We start from the raw sequence: 16,244 nt of genomic DNA on the forward strand, positions 1-16,244 counted from the left end.
GTCTCCGTGCGCGCACTGCTCCTGAGCGGGGAAGGCCGCTACAGCGACCCCTGGCACGCATTCGGCGAGACCAGCGCCGCCGTCGCGGACCTGCTGACGTCCCGCGGGCACCGCGTCGAGGTTCGAGGGGACGTCGAGGAGGCTCTCGCGGAGGAGCTTCAGGGGCTCGTCGTCGTGAACGTCGGCCTCCCCCGCGACGGGAGCCCCTCTCCCTCCTCGACGACGGCGCACGACGGTCTCGCCCGACTGCGCGACTCGACCCTGCCGGTCCTCGCCCTCCACGTCTCGTCGACGAGCTTCGCCGACGCACCGGAGTGGCGGGAGCTGCTCGGCGGCCGCTGGGTGCCGGACGTCACTATGCACCCGGACTTCGGCCCGGCGCGGATCCGGGTGCGCCGCGACCGGCCGGTCGTGCAGGACGTTCCCGACTTCGACGTGGAGGACGAGCGCTACTCCTGGCTCGAGATCGCGGACGGCACCGAGGTGCTCGCCGTGCACGAGCACGACGGAGTCGAGCATCCGCTCGTCTGGGCCCTCGAGCGCCCGAGCGGCGGACGCACCGTCTACGACGCCCTCGGCCACACGGCCGAGTCGTACCGCTCGCCGGGGCACAGGGCCCTGCTGGCCGCGGCGCTGGACCACCTCGGGGTCTAGACCAGATCCTCGAGGGCGCCGGTCGGCAGCGCTATCCAGCCCTCCGCCCGGGCGGCGTCGCGGTGCTCCGGAGGGATCGGCAGGGTCGCGCCGAGCGCGTGGGCCCGCGCGTTCAGCGCCGCGACGACCGCGTCGAGTGCATCGTTCGACCGCTCCATCAGCGCGAACGCGTCCGCCGGCCCCTCGAGCCACGGAGCCGCGCGGCGCAGGGCGGCGACGGCCGCCGGCACGGCCTCGGGGCGGGTCTTGTAGCCGGTGGTGTCGATCCGCCAGTGGCGCAGCGCCGCCGCCGGGTAGACCTCGACGAGGCGTCCGCCTCCCGACCGGTCGACGTCCTCGCCGGCGGCCTCGAAGGCCTCGAGCAGCTCGGCGCAGCGCATCGCCGTCATGCCCAGGCGGTCGGTCGAAACACTCAGCGGCCAGCGCCCGGTCGCCTCGCGTGCGGCGCGGTCGGTCTCGCGGTACGCGAGTCGGCGGCGCCAGTCGCGGCCGGCGAGGGTCCGCGGAGCGACCTCGCGCCGGGTGTGCGCCTGCACGAACGCGGCGAACTCGAGCGGCCAGCCGAACGCGCAGTCGATGCCGACCGCACGGGCTCCGCGCGAGAGCTCGACGATCTCGGCGTCGGAGGAGTCGAGCGCCACGGTGCGGACGACGGCGCGCCCCTCCGCCCACTCCACAGCGGCCCGGGCGGTGCGGCCGGGCTCCGCCGCGAGGTCGACACCGATCGTGAGCACCTCCCGAGGCTAGGGCCTGGTGACCACGATCTCGCGTGCTCACCGGGACCCTGCCTCGGACGACTACCCTCGACCCCAGCGGCGCCGCGTCGCCCCCGAAGGAGCGCCATGAGATCCGCCGTCGCCGTCGTCCGGATCCTCGTCGCCCTCACGGTGCTGACCGCCGTCATCGCGACCGCTCTCGACACCGCGTCCCGCACCCCGCTGAACCCGCTCAACTTCTTCGGCTTCTTCACGATCCAGGGCAACATCCTCCTCGCGGTGATCCTGCTGATCACCGCAGGGCTCTCGCTGGCGCGACGGCCGCAGGGCTCGAGCCTGGTCCTCGCCCGCGGAGCGGCCACCGGCTACATCGCGATCGTCGGAGTCGTCTACAACCTGCTGCTCGCGGGACTCGCGGGCGGCGTCACCCTCCCGTGGGCCAACACGGTGATGCACGTGCTGTTCCCGCTCTACGGAGTGCTCGACTGGCTGCTGATCGGCGACCGACCGCCGCTGCCCTGGCGCCGCCTCTGGGTCGTGGTCGTCTATCCGATCGTCTGGCTGGTCGTCGTGCTGGTGCGCGGAGCGACCGACGGCTGGGTGCCGTACCCCTTCCTCGACCCGGCGAACGGCTACGGCTCGGTGGCCGCCTACGTGGCGGCGATCGCGGTGGCGTTCGTGCTCGCGGGGGCGCTGGCCTGGGCGGTCAGTCGCGTGCACGTGCTCCGGATGCCTGCCACACGCTGAGGAAAGTGCATTCCGGCCGTTCTGGGGTCAGGGCCGCATGACGCTTCCGAGGTCCCTGGATCTAGCGTCGACCTCGGCGGCCCCCGTCGCCTCCGACCGAGAGCGATCCCCATGCCGCGCCACTTCCTCCCCCGTCCGCCCCGATCCGCCCGCCGGAGCCGCCTCGCTGCCCTGGCCGCCGGTGCTGTCCTCGCCCTGACCGCCGCCCTCGTGCCGGCGAGCGCCGCCACCGCGGCGACTCCGACGCTCAAGGTCCTCGCGCTCGGCGACTCGATCACCCGCGCCTACGGCACCTGCGGATCGCTCGGAGACTGCCCGAGCAACAACTGGTCGACCGGCACCTCCTCCTCGGTCAACTCCTTCACCGCGCGGCTGCGTGCGGCGAAGCCGGGAACCACCGTGACCTCGGCCAACTTCGCGAAGACGGGCGATGTCATCGCCCAGGTGCCCGCGCGCATCGCCGCGGCCGCTGCGGCCGGAGTGAAGCCCGACGTCGTCACCCTGCTCATCGGCGGCAACGACCTCTGCTCCCCCGACAACAAGGTCGCCGCCGACGGGTACACGATGACCCCCGCCTCCACCTTCAGCGCCTCGGCGACCACCGCGATCTCGACGATCCGCACCACGTGGCCGACCGCGAAGATCGTGCTGTCGTCGATGCCGAACGTGGCCTCGGAGTGGTCGGTCGTCCGCAGCGGTGTCGGAGCGGTCGTGTGGTCCTCGGCCAAGCTCTGCCGCACCACCCGCGGTGTGAGCTCGACCGGAGCGCGCTTGAGCACGACGGCCGCCGCGGCCTCGGCCGCCGCCGCGAAGACCCGCACGGCGCAGTACAACACGGCGCTCAAGAACGCGTGCACCGCCGCCGGTCCGCTCTGCGACTACGACGGAGGCGCGCTGACCGCCACTCCCGTCACCAGCTCGCTGATCGGGAAGGTCGACTACTTCCACCCCAGCGTGGCCGGTCAGGCGAAGATCGCCTCGATCCAGTGGAATGCATCGAACCTCGCGACCACCGGCTGAGCGGACCGCGCTCAGCCGTCCTGCGGGCGCTCACCCTCGAGCCGGCGCCGCTGCTCCTCGGCGAGCCGCGCGTAGTGCGCCTCCTCGCGCTCGAGATCCGCGAGCTGCTCCTCCGTCGACTTCTGCGGCGGACGCACGACGATCGTCTGCGGGGAGGCGGGTCGACGGCGCTGACGCGGGGCCCTACCTCCAGGGATGAAGGAGCCGCCCTCCCCGCGCTTCCACTCGTGACCGAGCAGGAACCAGATCGTGACGCCGATCAACGGGATGAACACGATCAGCAGGATCCAGGCGATCTTGGGCAGGTTGCGGACGACGTTGTCCGGCTGGCGCACGACGTCCACGAGCGCCAGGACCATCAGCACGACGGTCAGAAGCGAGAAGAGAAACCCCATGCTGAGAGGGTACGTGCCCGGGGGCTGGGGGCCACCGGTTCCCCAGCCGGTGCGTGGCACGATCGGAGGATGAGCGAGCCCCGAGACCGCCCGAGCACCCGTCGCCGTCTCACTCCGCGACGCCTCGCGGCCCTCGCGGCGGGTGTCGTCGCGCTCGTGGGACTCGCGCTCCTGGCGCTCGTGCCCCTGCAGTACGCGACGCTGGCGCGTGCAGGCTTCGACTCGGCGTGCCGGGCGAGCGTCGGCCGTGTGCCCGCCGAGGAGGGCGAACTGCTGCGCGGCGCGTGGTCCTGGTGGCCGCTCGGCACCTCGTGCGAGTGGACGCTGCTCGACGGCACGGTGATCGAGGTCCTGCCGGACTGGTCGACGACGGCGGTCGCGATCACGGGCGCGGCGCTGCTGCTGCTCGGCATCGCGGGCGCGGCCACCGCACTGCTCGTGCGGCGCCGCACCCGCGGCTGAGGATCAGCGGTCGAAGAACGACCCCAGGTCGCCGAGGTCGGGCATCGAGAAGTCCGAGACCTGCTCGCCGAGACCGGACACCTGCTCGCCGACGCCCGACACGACGTCGCCCGCCGATCCCGTGATGTCGCCGAACTCGCCGAGGTCGCCGAAGCCGGCGAGCCCGTCGAGGTCGACGCCCTGCAGGAGCGAGCCGCCGACGCTGCTGAGCACGGCGCCGCCGGCGACCGCGGCCAGCAGTCCGCCCGCGGCTCCGAGGCTCAGGCCCGCCGCGGCTCCGACACCGGCGCCCGCGAGGGCCCCGCGCGTGCCGGGCTTCGAGAACATCTTCTTCAGGAATCCGGGGTTCTGCGCCTCGCCGCGGGTGGCGGCCCTGGCGAGGTCGTCCGGGGCGGAGGAGCGCGGCTGCTCGTTCGCGGGCAGCTCGTCGCGCAGTCGCGCCTCGACCTGCGAGCGCTGCTCGGGCGTCAGCTTCGCGAACGCGTCACGGTGCACCTGCTCGAGCTGCTCGGGGTCGGCGGTGCGGAGGAGGTAGTCGTAGCGGGCGATGGCGGCGCGGTCCTCCGCCGTGACCACGGGCCGACCGGGACGCGCGTCCTGCGGGCGCGTGGAGGGACGGTGCTCGGGAGCGCCGTACTGCGGCGCCGGACGGGAATCGCCGGTCACCTTGTCGGCGGCGGTGCGGACCAGATCGCGCCAGTCCGTCCCTCCGCTCGAGGACGCGGGGCGCGCGGTGGAGCTCGAGGAGCTCTTCGAGTCGAGCGCCTTCGACGCCATGCTGAGGATGCGCTTGAGAGTGCTCACAGAAGACCTTCCGTCGGGTGTCAGCCTCGATCATCCCGGGGCCGCCTGAGCGAAGGCCCCGGGAACGCTCTCGACGAGCCCGGAATCGCACGCCCCGGCTGATCGGTCGGAACCCCCGGTGGTCCGGTCGGGCGCCGTGCGCGCCGTCACGCCATGCTTCCCTCATGACCTCGACCGCCTCCGTCCCCGTCGTCCGCCCCGAGCCGACGGCCCAGCGGCTCCCCGTCGTCCCCCTCGTCGTCCTGATGCTCCTCAGCTTCCTGCTCGTCACCGCCGAGTTCCTGCCGAACGGAGTACTCACCGAGATGGCTGCCGGTCTCGGCGTCACCCCGGGTCAAGCCGGGCAGACGGTCACCGTGACGGCGTTCGTCGGCCTCCTGGTCGCCCCGACCATCGGCCTGATCGTCCCGGGGCTCGATCGCCGCACCCTCCTGGTCTGGACCGCCGTCGCCGCCGGAGCGTCGAGCGTGCTCGCCGCCCTCGCGCCGACCCTCCCCCTGGTGCTCCTCTCGCGGATCCTGCTCGGAGCGGCCATCAGCGCGTTCTGGTCGATGTCGATCACGGTCGTCGCCCGCGTCGCGGGACCGGAGCGGGTGGGCCGAGCGACCATGTTCACGAGCGCCGGGCTGTCGCTCGCGACCGTCGCCGGAGTGCCGCTGGGCGTGATCCTGAGCGAGCTGACCGACTGGCGCGCGGCGTTCGTCGTGATCGGCGCGCTCACCGCGCTGCTCGCCCTGCCGCTGCGGCTCCTCCTGCCCCGCGTGCCCGCCGCCGCGTCAGCCGGGCTCGGCGTCCTGCTCGACACCGTGCGCCGCCCGGGAGTGCGCCAGGGCTTCGCGGGCCACGTCCTCGTCGTCCTCGGCCACTTCCTCGCGTACACCTACATCCGCCTCGCTCTCGAGCGCACCGACGCCGACGCGGCGACCGTCGTCGGCCTGCTGGCGCTCTTCGGGGTCGGCGGGCTGCTCGGGAACATCGTGATCGGCTCCGTCATCGACCGCACCTTCGCGGTCTTCGGGATCGTGGCGCCCGTGGCCATCGCGGTCGCGGTCGGAGGGGTGCTGCTGCTCCCCGGATCCGTCGTCGCGATCGCGGTGGCGGTGGGCGTCTGGGGCTTCTTCTTCGCCTCGTGGCTGATCATCGTCAACGCGTGGGTCGGCCACCGGATGACCGACCGGCTCGAGGCCGGCGGGGGCCTGGTGGTCGTCGGGTTCCAGGCCGCGATCGTCATCGCGGCGGGACTCGGCGGGGTCCTCGTCGACTCGGTCGGGATCGAGGCCGACTACGCCATCGGCGCGGTGCTGCTCCTCGTGGGAGCCGCCCTCTTCGGCTCGGCGGCCCGACGCCGCGTCGGAGCGCCTCAGGCCTCCTGACGGGTCGCCCGCCACAGCGACGGCACGACGCCGACGTGACGGCGGAAGGCCCGACTGAACCCGTCGTCCGAGGAGTAGCCCAGCGCGCGGGCGGCCTCGGACACGGTCCGTCCCTGCTCCAGCAGCTCCTTCGCCCGCCGCATGCGCACGTCGGCGACGTAGTCGGCCGGAGTCCGCCCGAATGCGGCTCGGAACCGCTCGGTCAGCACGGTGCGCGACATCGCTCCGGCGCTGGCCAGCCGATCGACGGTCCACTCCCGCCCGGGGTCGTCGGCGACCGCCGCCGCGACCCGGTCCAGGTGGACGTCGCCGGTGAGCGGGCGCGGTCCGCCGTCCTCGCCGGACGCCCACGCCCGCACCACCGAGAGCAGCACCGTCCGCACCATCAGCCGGCAGATCACCGGGTCGCCCGAGCGCGCCGATCCGCCCCGGGGCGGGCCGAGCTGCGCCGCCAGGGCGGCCGCAGCGGGCTCGAGCCGGGCGAAACCGGGGGCGAGCACCAGACCGGGCAGCGGCCGGAGGCACGCCTCGGGCTCGAGCCGCAGCTCGACGACCATCAGTCCGGCGCCCGAGGTCGACGCGAGCGCCGCCGCCCGCCGCCCGAAGCTCAGCAGTGCGTCGCCCGCCAGCAGAGTGCGCGGCAGCGGGGCCGCCACCGCGTCGCCCGCCGCGAGGTCGAGCTCGCAGGCGGCGCCGGCCGGGGCGAGGGCCGTCAGCTCGCCGTCGACGACGTAGACGAGCACGACGACGCCCTCGGCGAGCACGAGCCTCTCCCCCGGCGCGAGCGTCCGCCGCCGGAGCTCGCCGAGCGTCACGTCCAGTGAGGAGAGGACGTCCTCGAGCACTGCGGGTTCGATCGTCATTCCCGGAGCAACGCGCGGCGCTCCGGAGCCATTCCTGTGGCGCCGGACATCGGGTCGCAGACGGGGTCGCGGGCGCGCCGCGACCGCCTTCTCGTGCGGCAGGTTAGGTAAGGCTAAGCTGTGGCGCGCTCCTGCTCCCCGTCCTCCGGAGGCTCCGTGTCCTGTGACCGCGCTCGGGCGCTCGCGGACGTCCGACCCGCCCTGATCAGCACCCGCGGGCTCGCCGTCACCCACGAGGGTGCCGAGCGCCCGTCCCCCTGCGCCGTCGATCTCGACGTCCGCCCCGGCGAGGTGCTGCTCGTCCTCGGCCCGTCCGGTTCGGGCAAGTCGACCCTGACGCTCGCGCTGAACGGGCTCGTGCCGCACTCGGTCCCGGCCGCACTCGACGGCACCGTCTCGATCGGAGGCCGCTCGAGCGTCGATCTCCCGGTCGCCGAGGCCAGCCGCACCGTGGCGATGGTGTTCCAGGATCCGGACGCGCAGATCGTCACCGGCTCCGTCCTCGACGAGGTCGCGTTCGGACCCGAGAACCTGCTCGTGCCCGCCGCCGAGGTCCTCGAGCGGGCCGAGCGGGCGCTGCGACGCGTGGGGCTGTGGGAGCGGCGCGCGGAGGACCCGGACCGCCTCTCCGGCGGCGGACGGCAGCGGCTCGCGATCGCGTGCGCCCTGGCGCTCGGCTCCCCCGTCCTGGTGCTCGACGAGCCGACCGCCAACCTCGATCCGGTCGGCACGGAGGAGGTCTACGCGATCCTCGCGGAGCTGGTGCGGGAGAGGGCGGTCGCGGTCGTCCTGGTGGAGCACGATCTCGATGCGGCGGTGGAACTCGTCGACCGGGTGCTCGTCCTCGACCGCGACGGGCGACCGGCTCTGGAGGGCACGGTCGACGAGGTCCTCCGCGACGGCGCCGATACGCTCGCCGCCCTCGGGGTCTGGCTCCCGACGGCCGCGCTCGCCGCGCTCCGGCTGCAGTCGGCCGGAGTGCGCCTCGCCCCGCTGCCGCTGACCGCTCGCGGGCTCGCCGCGGCGCTCGACGCGGTGGAGTCGCTTCCCGCGCCGGCCCCCGCCGCGCCGCCCCGCGCGGCCGCCGAGCCGCTCCTCCGGGTCCGCGGCCTGTCCGTGGTGAAGCGCGGAGCGATGCTGGTGCGCGCGGTCGATCTCGACGTGGCCGCCGGTGATCTGCTGGCGATCGTCGGAACGAACGGCGCCGGCAAGACCACGCTCCTGCAGGCGATCGCGGGCGTCGTCCCGCCGCCCCGGCGGACGGTCGAGATCGCCGGGCTCGACCCGTCCCGCGCCGACCCGCGCACTCTGGCCGCGACCGTCGGCTTCGTCTTCCAGAACCCCGAGCACCAGTTCGTCCAGCCCACCGTCGCCCTGGAGCTCGCGCACGGCCTGCGGATCAGGGGCGTCGACGTCGATGAGACCCGCGAGCGCGTCGACGGGATGCTCCGCCGCTTCGGGCTCCTCGCCCTGCGCGACCAGCACCCCTTCCTGCTGTCGGGCGGCCAGAAGCGCCGGCTCTCGGTCGGCACGGCGCTCATCACCGGAGCCCCCGTCCTCGCGCTCGACGAGCCGACGTTCGGCCAGGACCGGGCGCACGCCGGCGAGCTGCTGGACGTGCTCGAGCAGCTGCGCGACGAGGGCACGACCGTGCTGGTCGTGACCCACGACCTCCAGCTCGTCGCCGACCGCGCGGATCGCCTCGCGGTCATGGGCGGCGGGCGGCTCCTCGGCGAGGGTCCCGCGGCGGACGTCCTCGCGAGCGGCCTGCTCGAGTCGGCCGGCCTCCTCCGCCCGCCCCTCGCCCGCGCGATGCGGAGTCTCGAGCGGCACCCGGCGTGGCGCGGGATCACGCGCTTCCGCGACCTGCCCGGGGTCCCCGGATGAGCGCCGCAGCGCTCGGCCCCTCCCTCGCGCTCCCGAGCCGGGCGCGCTTCCTGCACGGGCTGAACCCGCTGAGCAAGGCCGTCACCCCGCTGCCTGCGATGGTGGCGCTCGTCGTCGTGCGCGACGCCGCGACTCCGCTCGCGTTCCTCCTCGTCGCGATCGCGCTCCTGCTCGTCGGCGCCCGGATGAGCCGACGGGCCGTCACCGCCGTGCTCCTGGGCTTCCCGATCGCCGTCGCCGTCCTCACCGTCAGCTTCACCGGCTGGGTCGATCCCGTGCGCGTCGACGACTCCGCCGTGCTGCTCGAGGTGGGCGGGCTGCAGGTGCGCACGGGCGCCCTGCAGATCGGGCTCGCCACGGCGCTGCGCCTCGCGAGCCTGTCCGGCCTCGCGCTCCTCGGCGGGCTGACGACCACCGGTCCGGACCTCGTGCGCGCGCTCGTGCAGCAGCTGCACGTCCCGTACCGGATCGGCTGGACCGCGCTGGCCGCCTACCGCTTCGTGCCGCGCTTCGCCCACGAGCTCGCCGTCATCCGGGCCGCCCACCGCGTGCGCGGGACCGTCGCCGGACGCGGGCCCGTCGCCCTGCTGCGCCGGTGGCTCGGGTACGTCGTCCCCCTGCTCGCGAGTGCGATCCGCCACGCCGAGCGGGTCGCCCTCTCGATGGACTCGCGCGCCTTCGGGGCCCATCCGACCCGGACCCAGCGGTACCCGGTGCCGTTCCGGGCCCGGGACGTCGTCTTCGTCGTCGTCTTCTGGGCCGGCACCGCCGCGCTCCTGCTCACCCTCCCCTCCTCGGGGATCCTCACGATCGGAGTCCCATGACCGTCCGCCGCCGCGCGAGCACGCGCTACCTCCTCACCTGCGCCGTCCTGGGCGTCGCCGGCGGTCTGCTGACCGTCGGGATGAACTACGCGAGCCTGGCGCTGTCCGTCCTCGCCCCCGCGTTCGTCGCCGTCACGATCGGCGCGTGGATCCTGCCGTCGATGACCGGCCTCGCGCTGCTTCAGCGCCCGGGAGCGGGGTTCCTGATCGCGCTGCTGGCGGGCCTCGTGAACGCTCCGCTGACTCCGTTCGGCTTCGCCCAGCTGCCGACGGTGGTCATGGCGGGCGTGCTGTCGGAGCTGCCGTTCCTCATCACCCTCTACCGGAACTGGAGCGCACCGGTTTTCTTCGTCGGCTACGGCGTGCTGATCACCGCGTTCTCGACGCTCTGGTTCGCCTACATCGACGCCGTGATGAGCGTTCCGTGGCTCCTCGTCGTGCTCTACGCGCTCACCGCCGTCGTCTCGCTCGGCTTCGTCCAGCTGGCGCTGATCCTCGCGCGGAGGCTGCGCGCCGCCGGAGTGGGACGCTCGAGCGCCGCCCCGCAGCGCACGGCGGGAGCCGCCCGTGGCTAGGGGCACCGCGCGCCGCGTCGAGCCGTCCGAGAAGACGATGCTCCTCGCCCACGTCGCCTCGTCCGAGAAGGTCAGCGCCTCCTTCCAGCGGGTGACGATCACCGGGGAGTCGCTCGAGCACTTCACGGCTCTCGGCTTCGACCAGTGGTTCCGCCTCTTCCTCCCGCAGCCCGGCCACGACGACATGCGCCTGCCGAGGAACATCGGACTGCTGGGCTACGCGAGGTTCCTGACGATCCCCAAGGCCGAGCGCCCGGCGCTGCGCAACTACACCGTCAGCGCGTTCCGGCCCGCGTCCGTCGGGTCCGCGGCCGAGCTCGACATCGACTTCGCGCTCCACGGCGACGACGGATTCGCGTCCCGCTGGGCCGCGCACGCCCGCGTCGGCGACCGGGTCGCGATCCTCGACGAGGGGATCCTCTTCGTGCCGCCCGCCGGCACCCGCCGCCACCTGATCGTCACGGACGAGACGGGCCTCCCCGCGCTCGCGGGCATCGGCCGCTCGCTGCCGCCGGACGCGGTCGGCGACGCGGTGCTCGAGGTGGTCGACGCCTCCGATGCGGCAGCGCTGACCCTGCCTCCGGGTCTCGTGCTGCACCTGCTGATCCGCGCACCCGGAGTCGCGCCGGGAACGCTCGCGCTGGCGCATCTCGAGGCGATGACCCTCGAGACCGACGGCCTCTACGCCTTCGCGATCGGCGAGTCCGCGCTCGCGACGGGCGCGCGCCGCCACCTCGTCGGCGAGCGCCGGGTGCCCAAGGGGCACGTCACGTTCTGCGGGTACTGGAGGGCGGGGCATTGAGGCGGGCGCGGCCGGTCGTGTGACGCGATGTGTCCCCTCCGTTCGACCGGCGCCGAGGTCCTGCCTACGGTGGCCGCATGACGATCACCACCTCCTCCATCCTCGACTCCTCCCCCGCGCTCCGTGCCGAGCGCCTCGACGCCGCCGGCGCGGCCTGGGGCGATCGGATCGACGCGAACCGCTCCTCCGCGCGCCTCACCTACCGCGTGCAGGGCACGGGCGAGGGCTCGGTCGCCAGCTTGATCACCGCCGGGCGCCACAGCTTCCCCGTCGACGAGCCCGCCGCGCTCGCGGGCGACGACATCGCGGCGAGCCCGGTCGAGATCGCGCTCGGCGCCCTGATCTCGTGCCAGGTGGTCGTCTTCCGCCTCTACGCCCACGCACTGGGCATCCCCTTCGACACCATCGACGTGCGGGCGGAGGGCGACCTCGACGCCGCGCGCCTCTTCGGCAAGGACGAGGGCGTGCGCGCGGGATTCACCGCCGTCCGCCTCGCCGTGACGCTGACCGGCCCGGAGAGCGAGGAGCGCTACGAGCATCTCCGCAGCGCCGTCGACGCGCACTGCCCCGTTCTCGACCTGTTCGCGAACGAGACGCCGATCAGCACCTCGGTGCACAAGGGCGCCTGACCGGTCACGCCGACGTCGCCTCGGGCCGCGCGCCGAAGCGGCGCCGGTACCCGGACGGCGTGCTTCCGAACACCCGGCCGAAGTTCTGCCGCAGCGTGACCGGGTTCCCGAAACCGCAGTCGGCCGCGATCCGGTCCACCGGCAGGGCGGTCGTCTCGAGGAGCCGTCTCGCCTCGTCCAATCGCCGCGAGCGGACCCAGGCGGCAGGAGTGGTGCCCGTCGCGTCGCGGAAGGCCCGCACGAACGAGCGTCGGCTCATGCGGGCGGCCTCGGCGAGGCGATCGACACCGAGCTCCTCACCCAGGTGCGCGAGGGCCCAGGCGGAGGCGCGGGCGATCCGGTCGTCCGCGGGCTCCTGCGGCACCGGCCGCTCGATGTACTGAGCCTGGCCTCCTTCGCGGTGCGGGGCCACGACGAGACTGCGGGCGACCCTGGTGGCCGCGTCCGCGCCGAGGCGATCACGGACCACGTGCAGGCACGCGTCCAGACCCGACGCGGTGCCGGCCGAGGTGAGCACGTCGCCCAGATCGAGGTAGAGCGCGGAGGGGTCGACCGACACCGTCGGATGCCGCGCAGCCATGCCCTCGGCCGCCTGCCAGTGCGTCACCGCCGCCCGCCCGTCGAGCAGTCCGACCTCCGCGACGACGAGCGCGCCGAGGCAGAGGCCGGCGATCGCCGCCCCGCGGTCGTGCGTCTCGTGGAGCACGCGGGTGAGCACGGGGCCGGGGCTCCGTCCGTCGTCGATCCAGGAGGGGACGACGACGAGGTCAGCGGCCGCGGCCGCCTCCGGACCCTGGACGCCGCCGATCGTGTAGCCCTCGGCGGTGCGCACCGAGCCCGGCTCCTCCGCGAAGAGGACCGTCCGCCACGGGGCGAGACCGAGCCGGCTCACCTCGTCGAAGACCATCTGCGGCACCGCGAGGTGGAACATCGTGACGCCGTCGAGGGCGTGGATCGCGATCCGCACGGTCCTCCCTCCGGAACCGGTTGGCCCGGATCCATCGTAAAGGTGCCCGCGTGCCAATGGCCGCGGACGCCGGAGCGCGCCAGCATCGGAGCACCGCATCCGATCTCCCGGAGGAGACACCATGACCGCACCCCGCCGCGCCCTGATCCTCGTCGACGTCCAGCTGGAGTACTTCGCCGGACCGCTCGAGATCCGCTTCCCCCCGCACGCCTCCTCGCTCAGCGCCATCACTGCAGCGCTGGACGCCGCGACCGACGCCGGGATCCCCGTCGTCGCCGTCCAGCACAGCGCGGGCGAGGGCGCGCCGGCCTTCGCTCCCGGTACCGCGGCCTTCGAGCTGCACCCCGAGATCGAGAGTCGCCGCCGCGACGACTGGAAGTCGATCACCAAGCAGTACGGCACGGTGTTCGCCGGCACCGACCTGCTCGCCTGGCTGCGCGAGCACGACGTCGACACGATCACCCTCGTCGGCTACATGACCAACAACTGCATCCTCGCGTCGGCCGCCGAGGCCGAGACGCACGGGCTCTCGGCGGAGGTGCTCTCGGACGCGACCGGCGCCATCGCGATCTCGAACGCGGCCGGCTCCGTCGACGCCGAGACCCTGCACACCGCCCTGCTCGCGCTGCTGCACTCCCACTTCGCCGCGGTCGGCACGACCGCGGAGTGGACCGCGGCTGTGGCCTCCAGTTCGGCGCTGGCGGGGAGCGACCTCGGCAGCTCGGCCGTCGCCGGCGCGGCCCTCCCGAGCCGCTGACACCCATTGCCGCCTCCGCCGAGCACTCCGGCCACATGGACTTGCCGGCACGAGGTCCGAGGACTGGTCCCTTGGTGCCCTTGTCGCCGGAGTCGCGCAGCGGGATGATGACCGCGACGAAGGAGTCGGTCTCATGACGCAGCGGATTCGTGCCCGGGTACTCAGCGCAGCGCTGGTCGGTGTCGTGGCGATCGGAGCGGCACTCGTGCCGAGCGGGGCGGCGGTCGCGCTGACGCCCCCGCCGTCCGCCTCCGGCAGCGGGACGACCGGTTCGGTCCAGCTGACTCCCGTCCTGTCCGCGGGTGAGACCGCCACTCCGATCAGCCTCGGCCTGGGGCGACCGACGGTGGTCCTCCAGGGGTTCCCGGCCGGGAACGGCGGTCGTTCGGGCATCACGAGTGGAGACGGGAACGTCGTCGTCCAGGGCCAGGTCGAGATCGCCGGGGACACGCTCCTCCGGGTCGACGTCGAGGCCGCCGACGACTCGGTCCAGCTCCGCACCGAGCTGACCTGGATCGAGCCGCGCGATCTCGACCCCTACGACTTCGCGACCATCGAGGGTCCCGGCACGAGCGACCGCTACGACCTCGCGCGACCCTTCGACGGCCTGTGGCTGATCGACGTCTACCAGGTGTCCGGCCCCGCGGGCGTGCCCGTCGACGTCCGGACGACGACCGCGAAGCCCGAGGCGCCGCTCACCCTGTCCCCCGCGACCGTGTCCGCCGCGAACCCGACGGTCACGGCGAGCTGGTCGGGCCTCGCGCCGAACCAGACGTACCTCGCCGGTGTGCTCTGGGCCGGCGCGAGCACCTCGTCGGTGGTCGAGGTGACCACCGGGACCGGCCGGCCGGTCCCGACCACCACCACGGCCCGGCTCTCCACGCCCCTCCAGCTCCCGACGAACTCGACGACGCTCCTCACCTCCGTCCGAGCCGCCGACGGCAGTGCCGGGCCCGGCGTGCTGTCGCTGAAGATCGACGGAGTCGTCCGCTGGAGCGGCACGGTGGTCACCGGCGCCCCCGCCGTCCGGCTCACCGTGCCGAAGCTCCCCCTCGGACTCCACTCGGTCCAGACGGAGTTCCGCCCGTCCGGATCCTCGCTGACGCCGTCGACGAGCACCGCACTGCGCCTGCTCTCACTCGCGAAGTAGGTCGGGAACGCCCGGATCAGCGCCGGATCGAGACGGCTGCGCTGCGTCCTTCGTCGCCGTCCGCGACCGAGGCACCTCGGTGACGCTGGAGCCGCCCGTCCGATCTCCGGACGTCGCGACCGCCGACCGCAACGTCCGGTCCACCGCCTTCCCGGCCCGGTGAGCGCCTCCGTCCGCCGCGACGGCGCGAGTTCACAGACCCGCCGGCTTCTCCGGAGTGATGAGCCACGCCTCGAAGAAGGCCGATAGATCCTGTCCCGAGACCTCCTCCGCGAGCTCCTGCAGATCGGCGGTGCTGACCGTCGAGTAGCGGTTCTCCGTCGCCCAGCGCTTGAGCAGCACGGCGAACGCCTCCGCTCCGATCTCCTCGCGCAGCTCCACGAGCGTCAGCCCTCCGCGGGCGTAGACCGGGCCGTCGAACAGTCCGGTCGCCCCGGGGTCCGCCACCGCGGTGGCCCAGAACGGGTCGTCCGCCGGGATCGCGGCGACCTGCGCCGCGGAGTCCGCGACACTCGTGCCGCCGGAGTGCTCCTCCCAGAGCCACTCCGCGTAGGTCGCGAAGCCCTCGTTCAGCCAGATGTCCGACCAGACGCCCGGAGTGGCGCTGTTCCCGTACCACTGGTGCGCGATCTCGTGCGCCACCGTCGACTCGTCCGCCCCGCCGGAGTAGAACGAGCGCCCCTGGGTCTCGAGCGCGTAGCCGATCTCCTCGTCGTCGACCACCGCGCCGCCCGATCGGAAGGGGTACGGGCCGAACACGGTCGAAAAGTAGTCGATGATGTCACCCTGCTTCGCCAGCGCGGCCTCGGTCCCCGCCCGGACGTCGCCCGTGATGTCGCGATCGATCGCGTCGATGGTCACGATGCCGCCGCGGGTGGAGCGGACCAGGTCGTAGTCGCCGATGTTCACCATCGCGAGGTAGCTCGCCATGGGGCTCGTCTCGACCCAGCTCGACGTGGTCCAGCCCTTCGAAGTGGTGGGCGACCCCACCGGCACGCCGTTCGCGACCACGGTCCGCCCCTCCGGGACCGTGATGGTGAAGGTGTAGCGGGCCTTGTCGGCCGGGGAGTCGTTGACGGGGTACCAGGTGGACGCGCCGTTCGGCTCGCTCGCGACGAGCGCGCCGTCGCTGGTCGACCACCAGCCGAACGGAGCGCCGGTGTTGTCCACGGGGTTCCCGGTCGTGCCCGCGTACTCGATGTTCACGAGGGTCGGCGCGCCCTTCTTCAGCGAGCGCACCGGAGTGACGATCAGCTCGGCTCCCCTCTGCACGAACGCCGCCGAGCGCGTGTTCACCGTGACCTTCGACACCGTCAGCCCTGTCAGGTCGAACGACAGCGACCGCAGATCCTGGGTCGGAGCGAGCGTCACGAGCGCGCGCCCGCCGAGCGCGCGGGTGGCCGGGTCGTACTTCAGCACGAGGCTGTAGCTCAGGGCGTCGAACCCCGTGCTGCCGAGGCCGGGGAAGTACGGATCCCCCGCGCTGGTGCCGCCGTCGACGGCGCGTGCCGTCGATGAGGGCGCCGCAACGGCGGCGGGAGCGAGGAGGAGCGAGGACACGACCAGCGCGCCGAGCGCGTGGGCTGCACGGAGTCTCATGCGCCGACGATACCCAGTGC

General features: G+C 73.6%; 18 protein-coding genes. 12 read left to right on the forward strand and 6 right to left on the reverse strand.

Annotated elements, in window-relative coordinates; all coding sequences use genetic code 11:
* Positions 1-6: 6 nt before the first annotated feature.
* The gene (locus tag LRG51_RS05885; protein WP_230671651.1) at positions 7-654 is read left to right on the forward strand and encodes a ThuA domain-containing protein; all 648 of its coding nucleotides are present in this window, start codon (positions 7-9) and stop codon (positions 652-654) included.
* On the opposite strand, the gene LRG51_RS05890 is transcribed toward LRG51_RS05885, so the two are convergent.
* A complete protein-coding gene (locus LRG51_RS05890) occupies positions 651-1,388 on the reverse strand; it encodes a DUF429 domain-containing protein (protein WP_230671653.1) in 738 nt (245 codons plus the stop codon). The genes LRG51_RS05885 and LRG51_RS05890 overlap by 4 nt on opposite strands.
* Positions 1,389-1,496: 108 nt before the next feature.
* Here LRG51_RS05890 and LRG51_RS05895 point away from each other — a divergent pair, with 108 nt between their 5' ends.
* Positions 1,497-2,117: a Pr6Pr family membrane protein gene (locus LRG51_RS05895; protein WP_230671655.1), complete on the forward strand. Its 621-nt coding sequence runs from the start codon at positions 1,497-1,499 to the stop codon at positions 2,115-2,117.
* Positions 2,118-2,228: 111 nt separating this feature from the next.
* Positions 2,229-3,137 carry an SGNH/GDSL hydrolase family protein gene (locus LRG51_RS05900; protein ID WP_230671657.1) on the forward strand — a complete coding sequence of 303 codons (909 nt, stop codon included), beginning with the start codon at positions 2,229-2,231 and terminating at the stop codon, positions 3,135-3,137.
* Positions 3,138-3,148: 11 nt separating this feature from the next.
* Here the strand turns inward: LRG51_RS05900 and LRG51_RS05905 are convergent, their stop codons facing one another.
* Entirely contained in the window at positions 3,149-3,532 is a 384-nt protein-coding gene (locus tag LRG51_RS05905; protein ID WP_055787805.1) for a PLD nuclease N-terminal domain-containing protein, read from the reverse strand.
* Between the two features lie 69 nt (positions 3,533-3,601).
* Here LRG51_RS05905 and LRG51_RS05910 point away from each other — a divergent pair, with 69 nt between their 5' ends.
* On the forward strand, positions 3,602-3,994 hold the full coding sequence (locus LRG51_RS05910; RefSeq protein WP_230671659.1) for a hypothetical protein: 393 nt from the start codon (positions 3,602-3,604) through the stop codon (positions 3,992-3,994).
* 3 nt (positions 3,995-3,997) lie between these two features.
* Here LRG51_RS05910 and LRG51_RS05915 read toward each other — a convergent pair whose 3' ends face one another.
* On the reverse strand, positions 3,998-4,798 hold the full coding sequence (locus tag LRG51_RS05915) for a hypothetical protein (RefSeq protein ID WP_055787799.1): 801 nt from the start codon (positions 4,796-4,798) through the stop codon (positions 3,998-4,000).
* A 164-nt stretch (positions 4,799-4,962) separates the two neighbouring features.
* Here LRG51_RS05915 and LRG51_RS05920 point away from each other — a divergent pair, with 164 nt between their 5' ends.
* Positions 4,963-6,171 (forward strand): MFS transporter, encoded by a 1,209-nt coding sequence (locus LRG51_RS05920; RefSeq protein WP_230671661.1) that lies wholly within the window; start codon positions 4,963-4,965, stop codon positions 6,169-6,171.
* Here the strand turns inward: LRG51_RS05920 and LRG51_RS19505 are convergent.
* On the reverse strand, positions 6,159-7,034 hold the full coding sequence (locus tag LRG51_RS19505) for a helix-turn-helix transcriptional regulator (protein ID WP_268966564.1): 876 nt from the start codon (positions 7,032-7,034) through the stop codon (positions 6,159-6,161). The two genes, LRG51_RS05920 and LRG51_RS19505, sit on opposite strands and share 13 nt — an antisense overlap.
* Before the next feature lie 156 nt (positions 7,035-7,190).
* Between LRG51_RS19505 and LRG51_RS05935 the strand changes: the two genes are divergently transcribed.
* The 5 genes from LRG51_RS05935 to LRG51_RS05955 all read left to right on the forward strand — a co-directional run bounded on the left by LRG51_RS05935 (position 7,191) and on the right by LRG51_RS05955 (position 11,751).
* The gene (locus LRG51_RS05935; protein ID WP_230671663.1) at positions 7,191-8,921 is read left to right on the forward strand and encodes an ABC transporter ATP-binding protein; all 1,731 of its coding nucleotides are present in this window, start codon (positions 7,191-7,193) and stop codon (positions 8,919-8,921) included.
* Entirely contained in the window at positions 8,918-9,745 is an 828-nt protein-coding gene (locus LRG51_RS05940) for an energy-coupling factor transporter transmembrane component T family protein (protein WP_230671666.1), read from the forward strand. Before LRG51_RS05935 ends, LRG51_RS05940 begins: the two co-directional genes overlap by 4 nt.
* Positions 9,742-10,320 (forward strand): ECF transporter S component, encoded by a 579-nt coding sequence (locus tag LRG51_RS05945; RefSeq protein ID WP_230671668.1) that lies wholly within the window; start codon positions 9,742-9,744, stop codon positions 10,318-10,320. The genes LRG51_RS05940 and LRG51_RS05945 overlap by 4 nt, the downstream gene beginning before the upstream one ends.
* Entirely contained in the window at positions 10,313-11,122 is an 810-nt protein-coding gene (locus LRG51_RS05950; RefSeq protein ID WP_230671670.1) for a siderophore-interacting protein, read from the forward strand. The genes LRG51_RS05945 and LRG51_RS05950 overlap by 8 nt, the downstream gene beginning before the upstream one ends.
* A 77-nt stretch (positions 11,123-11,199) precedes the next feature.
* On the forward strand, positions 11,200-11,751 hold the full coding sequence (locus LRG51_RS05955) for an OsmC family protein (protein WP_082481004.1): 552 nt from the start codon (positions 11,200-11,202) through the stop codon (positions 11,749-11,751).
* 4 nt (positions 11,752-11,755) lie between these two features.
* On the opposite strand, the gene LRG51_RS05960 is transcribed toward LRG51_RS05955, so the two are convergent.
* Positions 11,756-12,718, reverse strand: coding sequence for a GlxA family transcriptional regulator (locus LRG51_RS05960; RefSeq protein ID WP_055787777.1), 963 nt, complete (start codon positions 12,716-12,718; stop codon positions 11,756-11,758).
* Positions 12,719-12,839: 121 nt separating this feature from the next.
* On the opposite strand from LRG51_RS05960, the gene LRG51_RS05965 reads away from it, so the two are divergent.
* Together LRG51_RS05965 and LRG51_RS05970 are read left to right on the forward strand one after the other, a co-directional pair.
* Positions 12,840-13,475 carry an isochorismatase family protein gene (locus tag LRG51_RS05965; protein WP_055787774.1) on the forward strand — a complete coding sequence of 212 codons (636 nt, stop codon included), beginning with the start codon at positions 12,840-12,842 and terminating at the stop codon, positions 13,473-13,475.
* Positions 13,476-13,608: 133 nt separating this feature from the next.
* Positions 13,609-14,625, forward strand: a complete 1,017-nt coding sequence (locus LRG51_RS05970; protein ID WP_055787771.1) for a hypothetical protein — start codon at positions 13,609-13,611, stop codon at positions 14,623-14,625.
* 192 nt (positions 14,626-14,817) lie between these two features.
* On the opposite strand, the gene LRG51_RS05975 is transcribed toward LRG51_RS05970, so the two are convergent.
* The gene (locus LRG51_RS05975) at positions 14,818-16,224 is read right to left on the reverse strand and encodes a M1 family metallopeptidase (RefSeq protein WP_055787768.1); all 1,407 of its coding nucleotides are present in this window, start codon (positions 16,222-16,224) and stop codon (positions 14,818-14,820) included.
* Positions 16,225-16,244 lie beyond the last annotated feature (20 nt).

The organism is Rathayibacter sp. Leaf248, assembly GCF_920939495.1.
Classification (GTDB): domain Bacteria; phylum Actinomycetota; class Actinomycetes; order Actinomycetales; family Microbacteriaceae; genus Rathayibacter; species Rathayibacter caricis.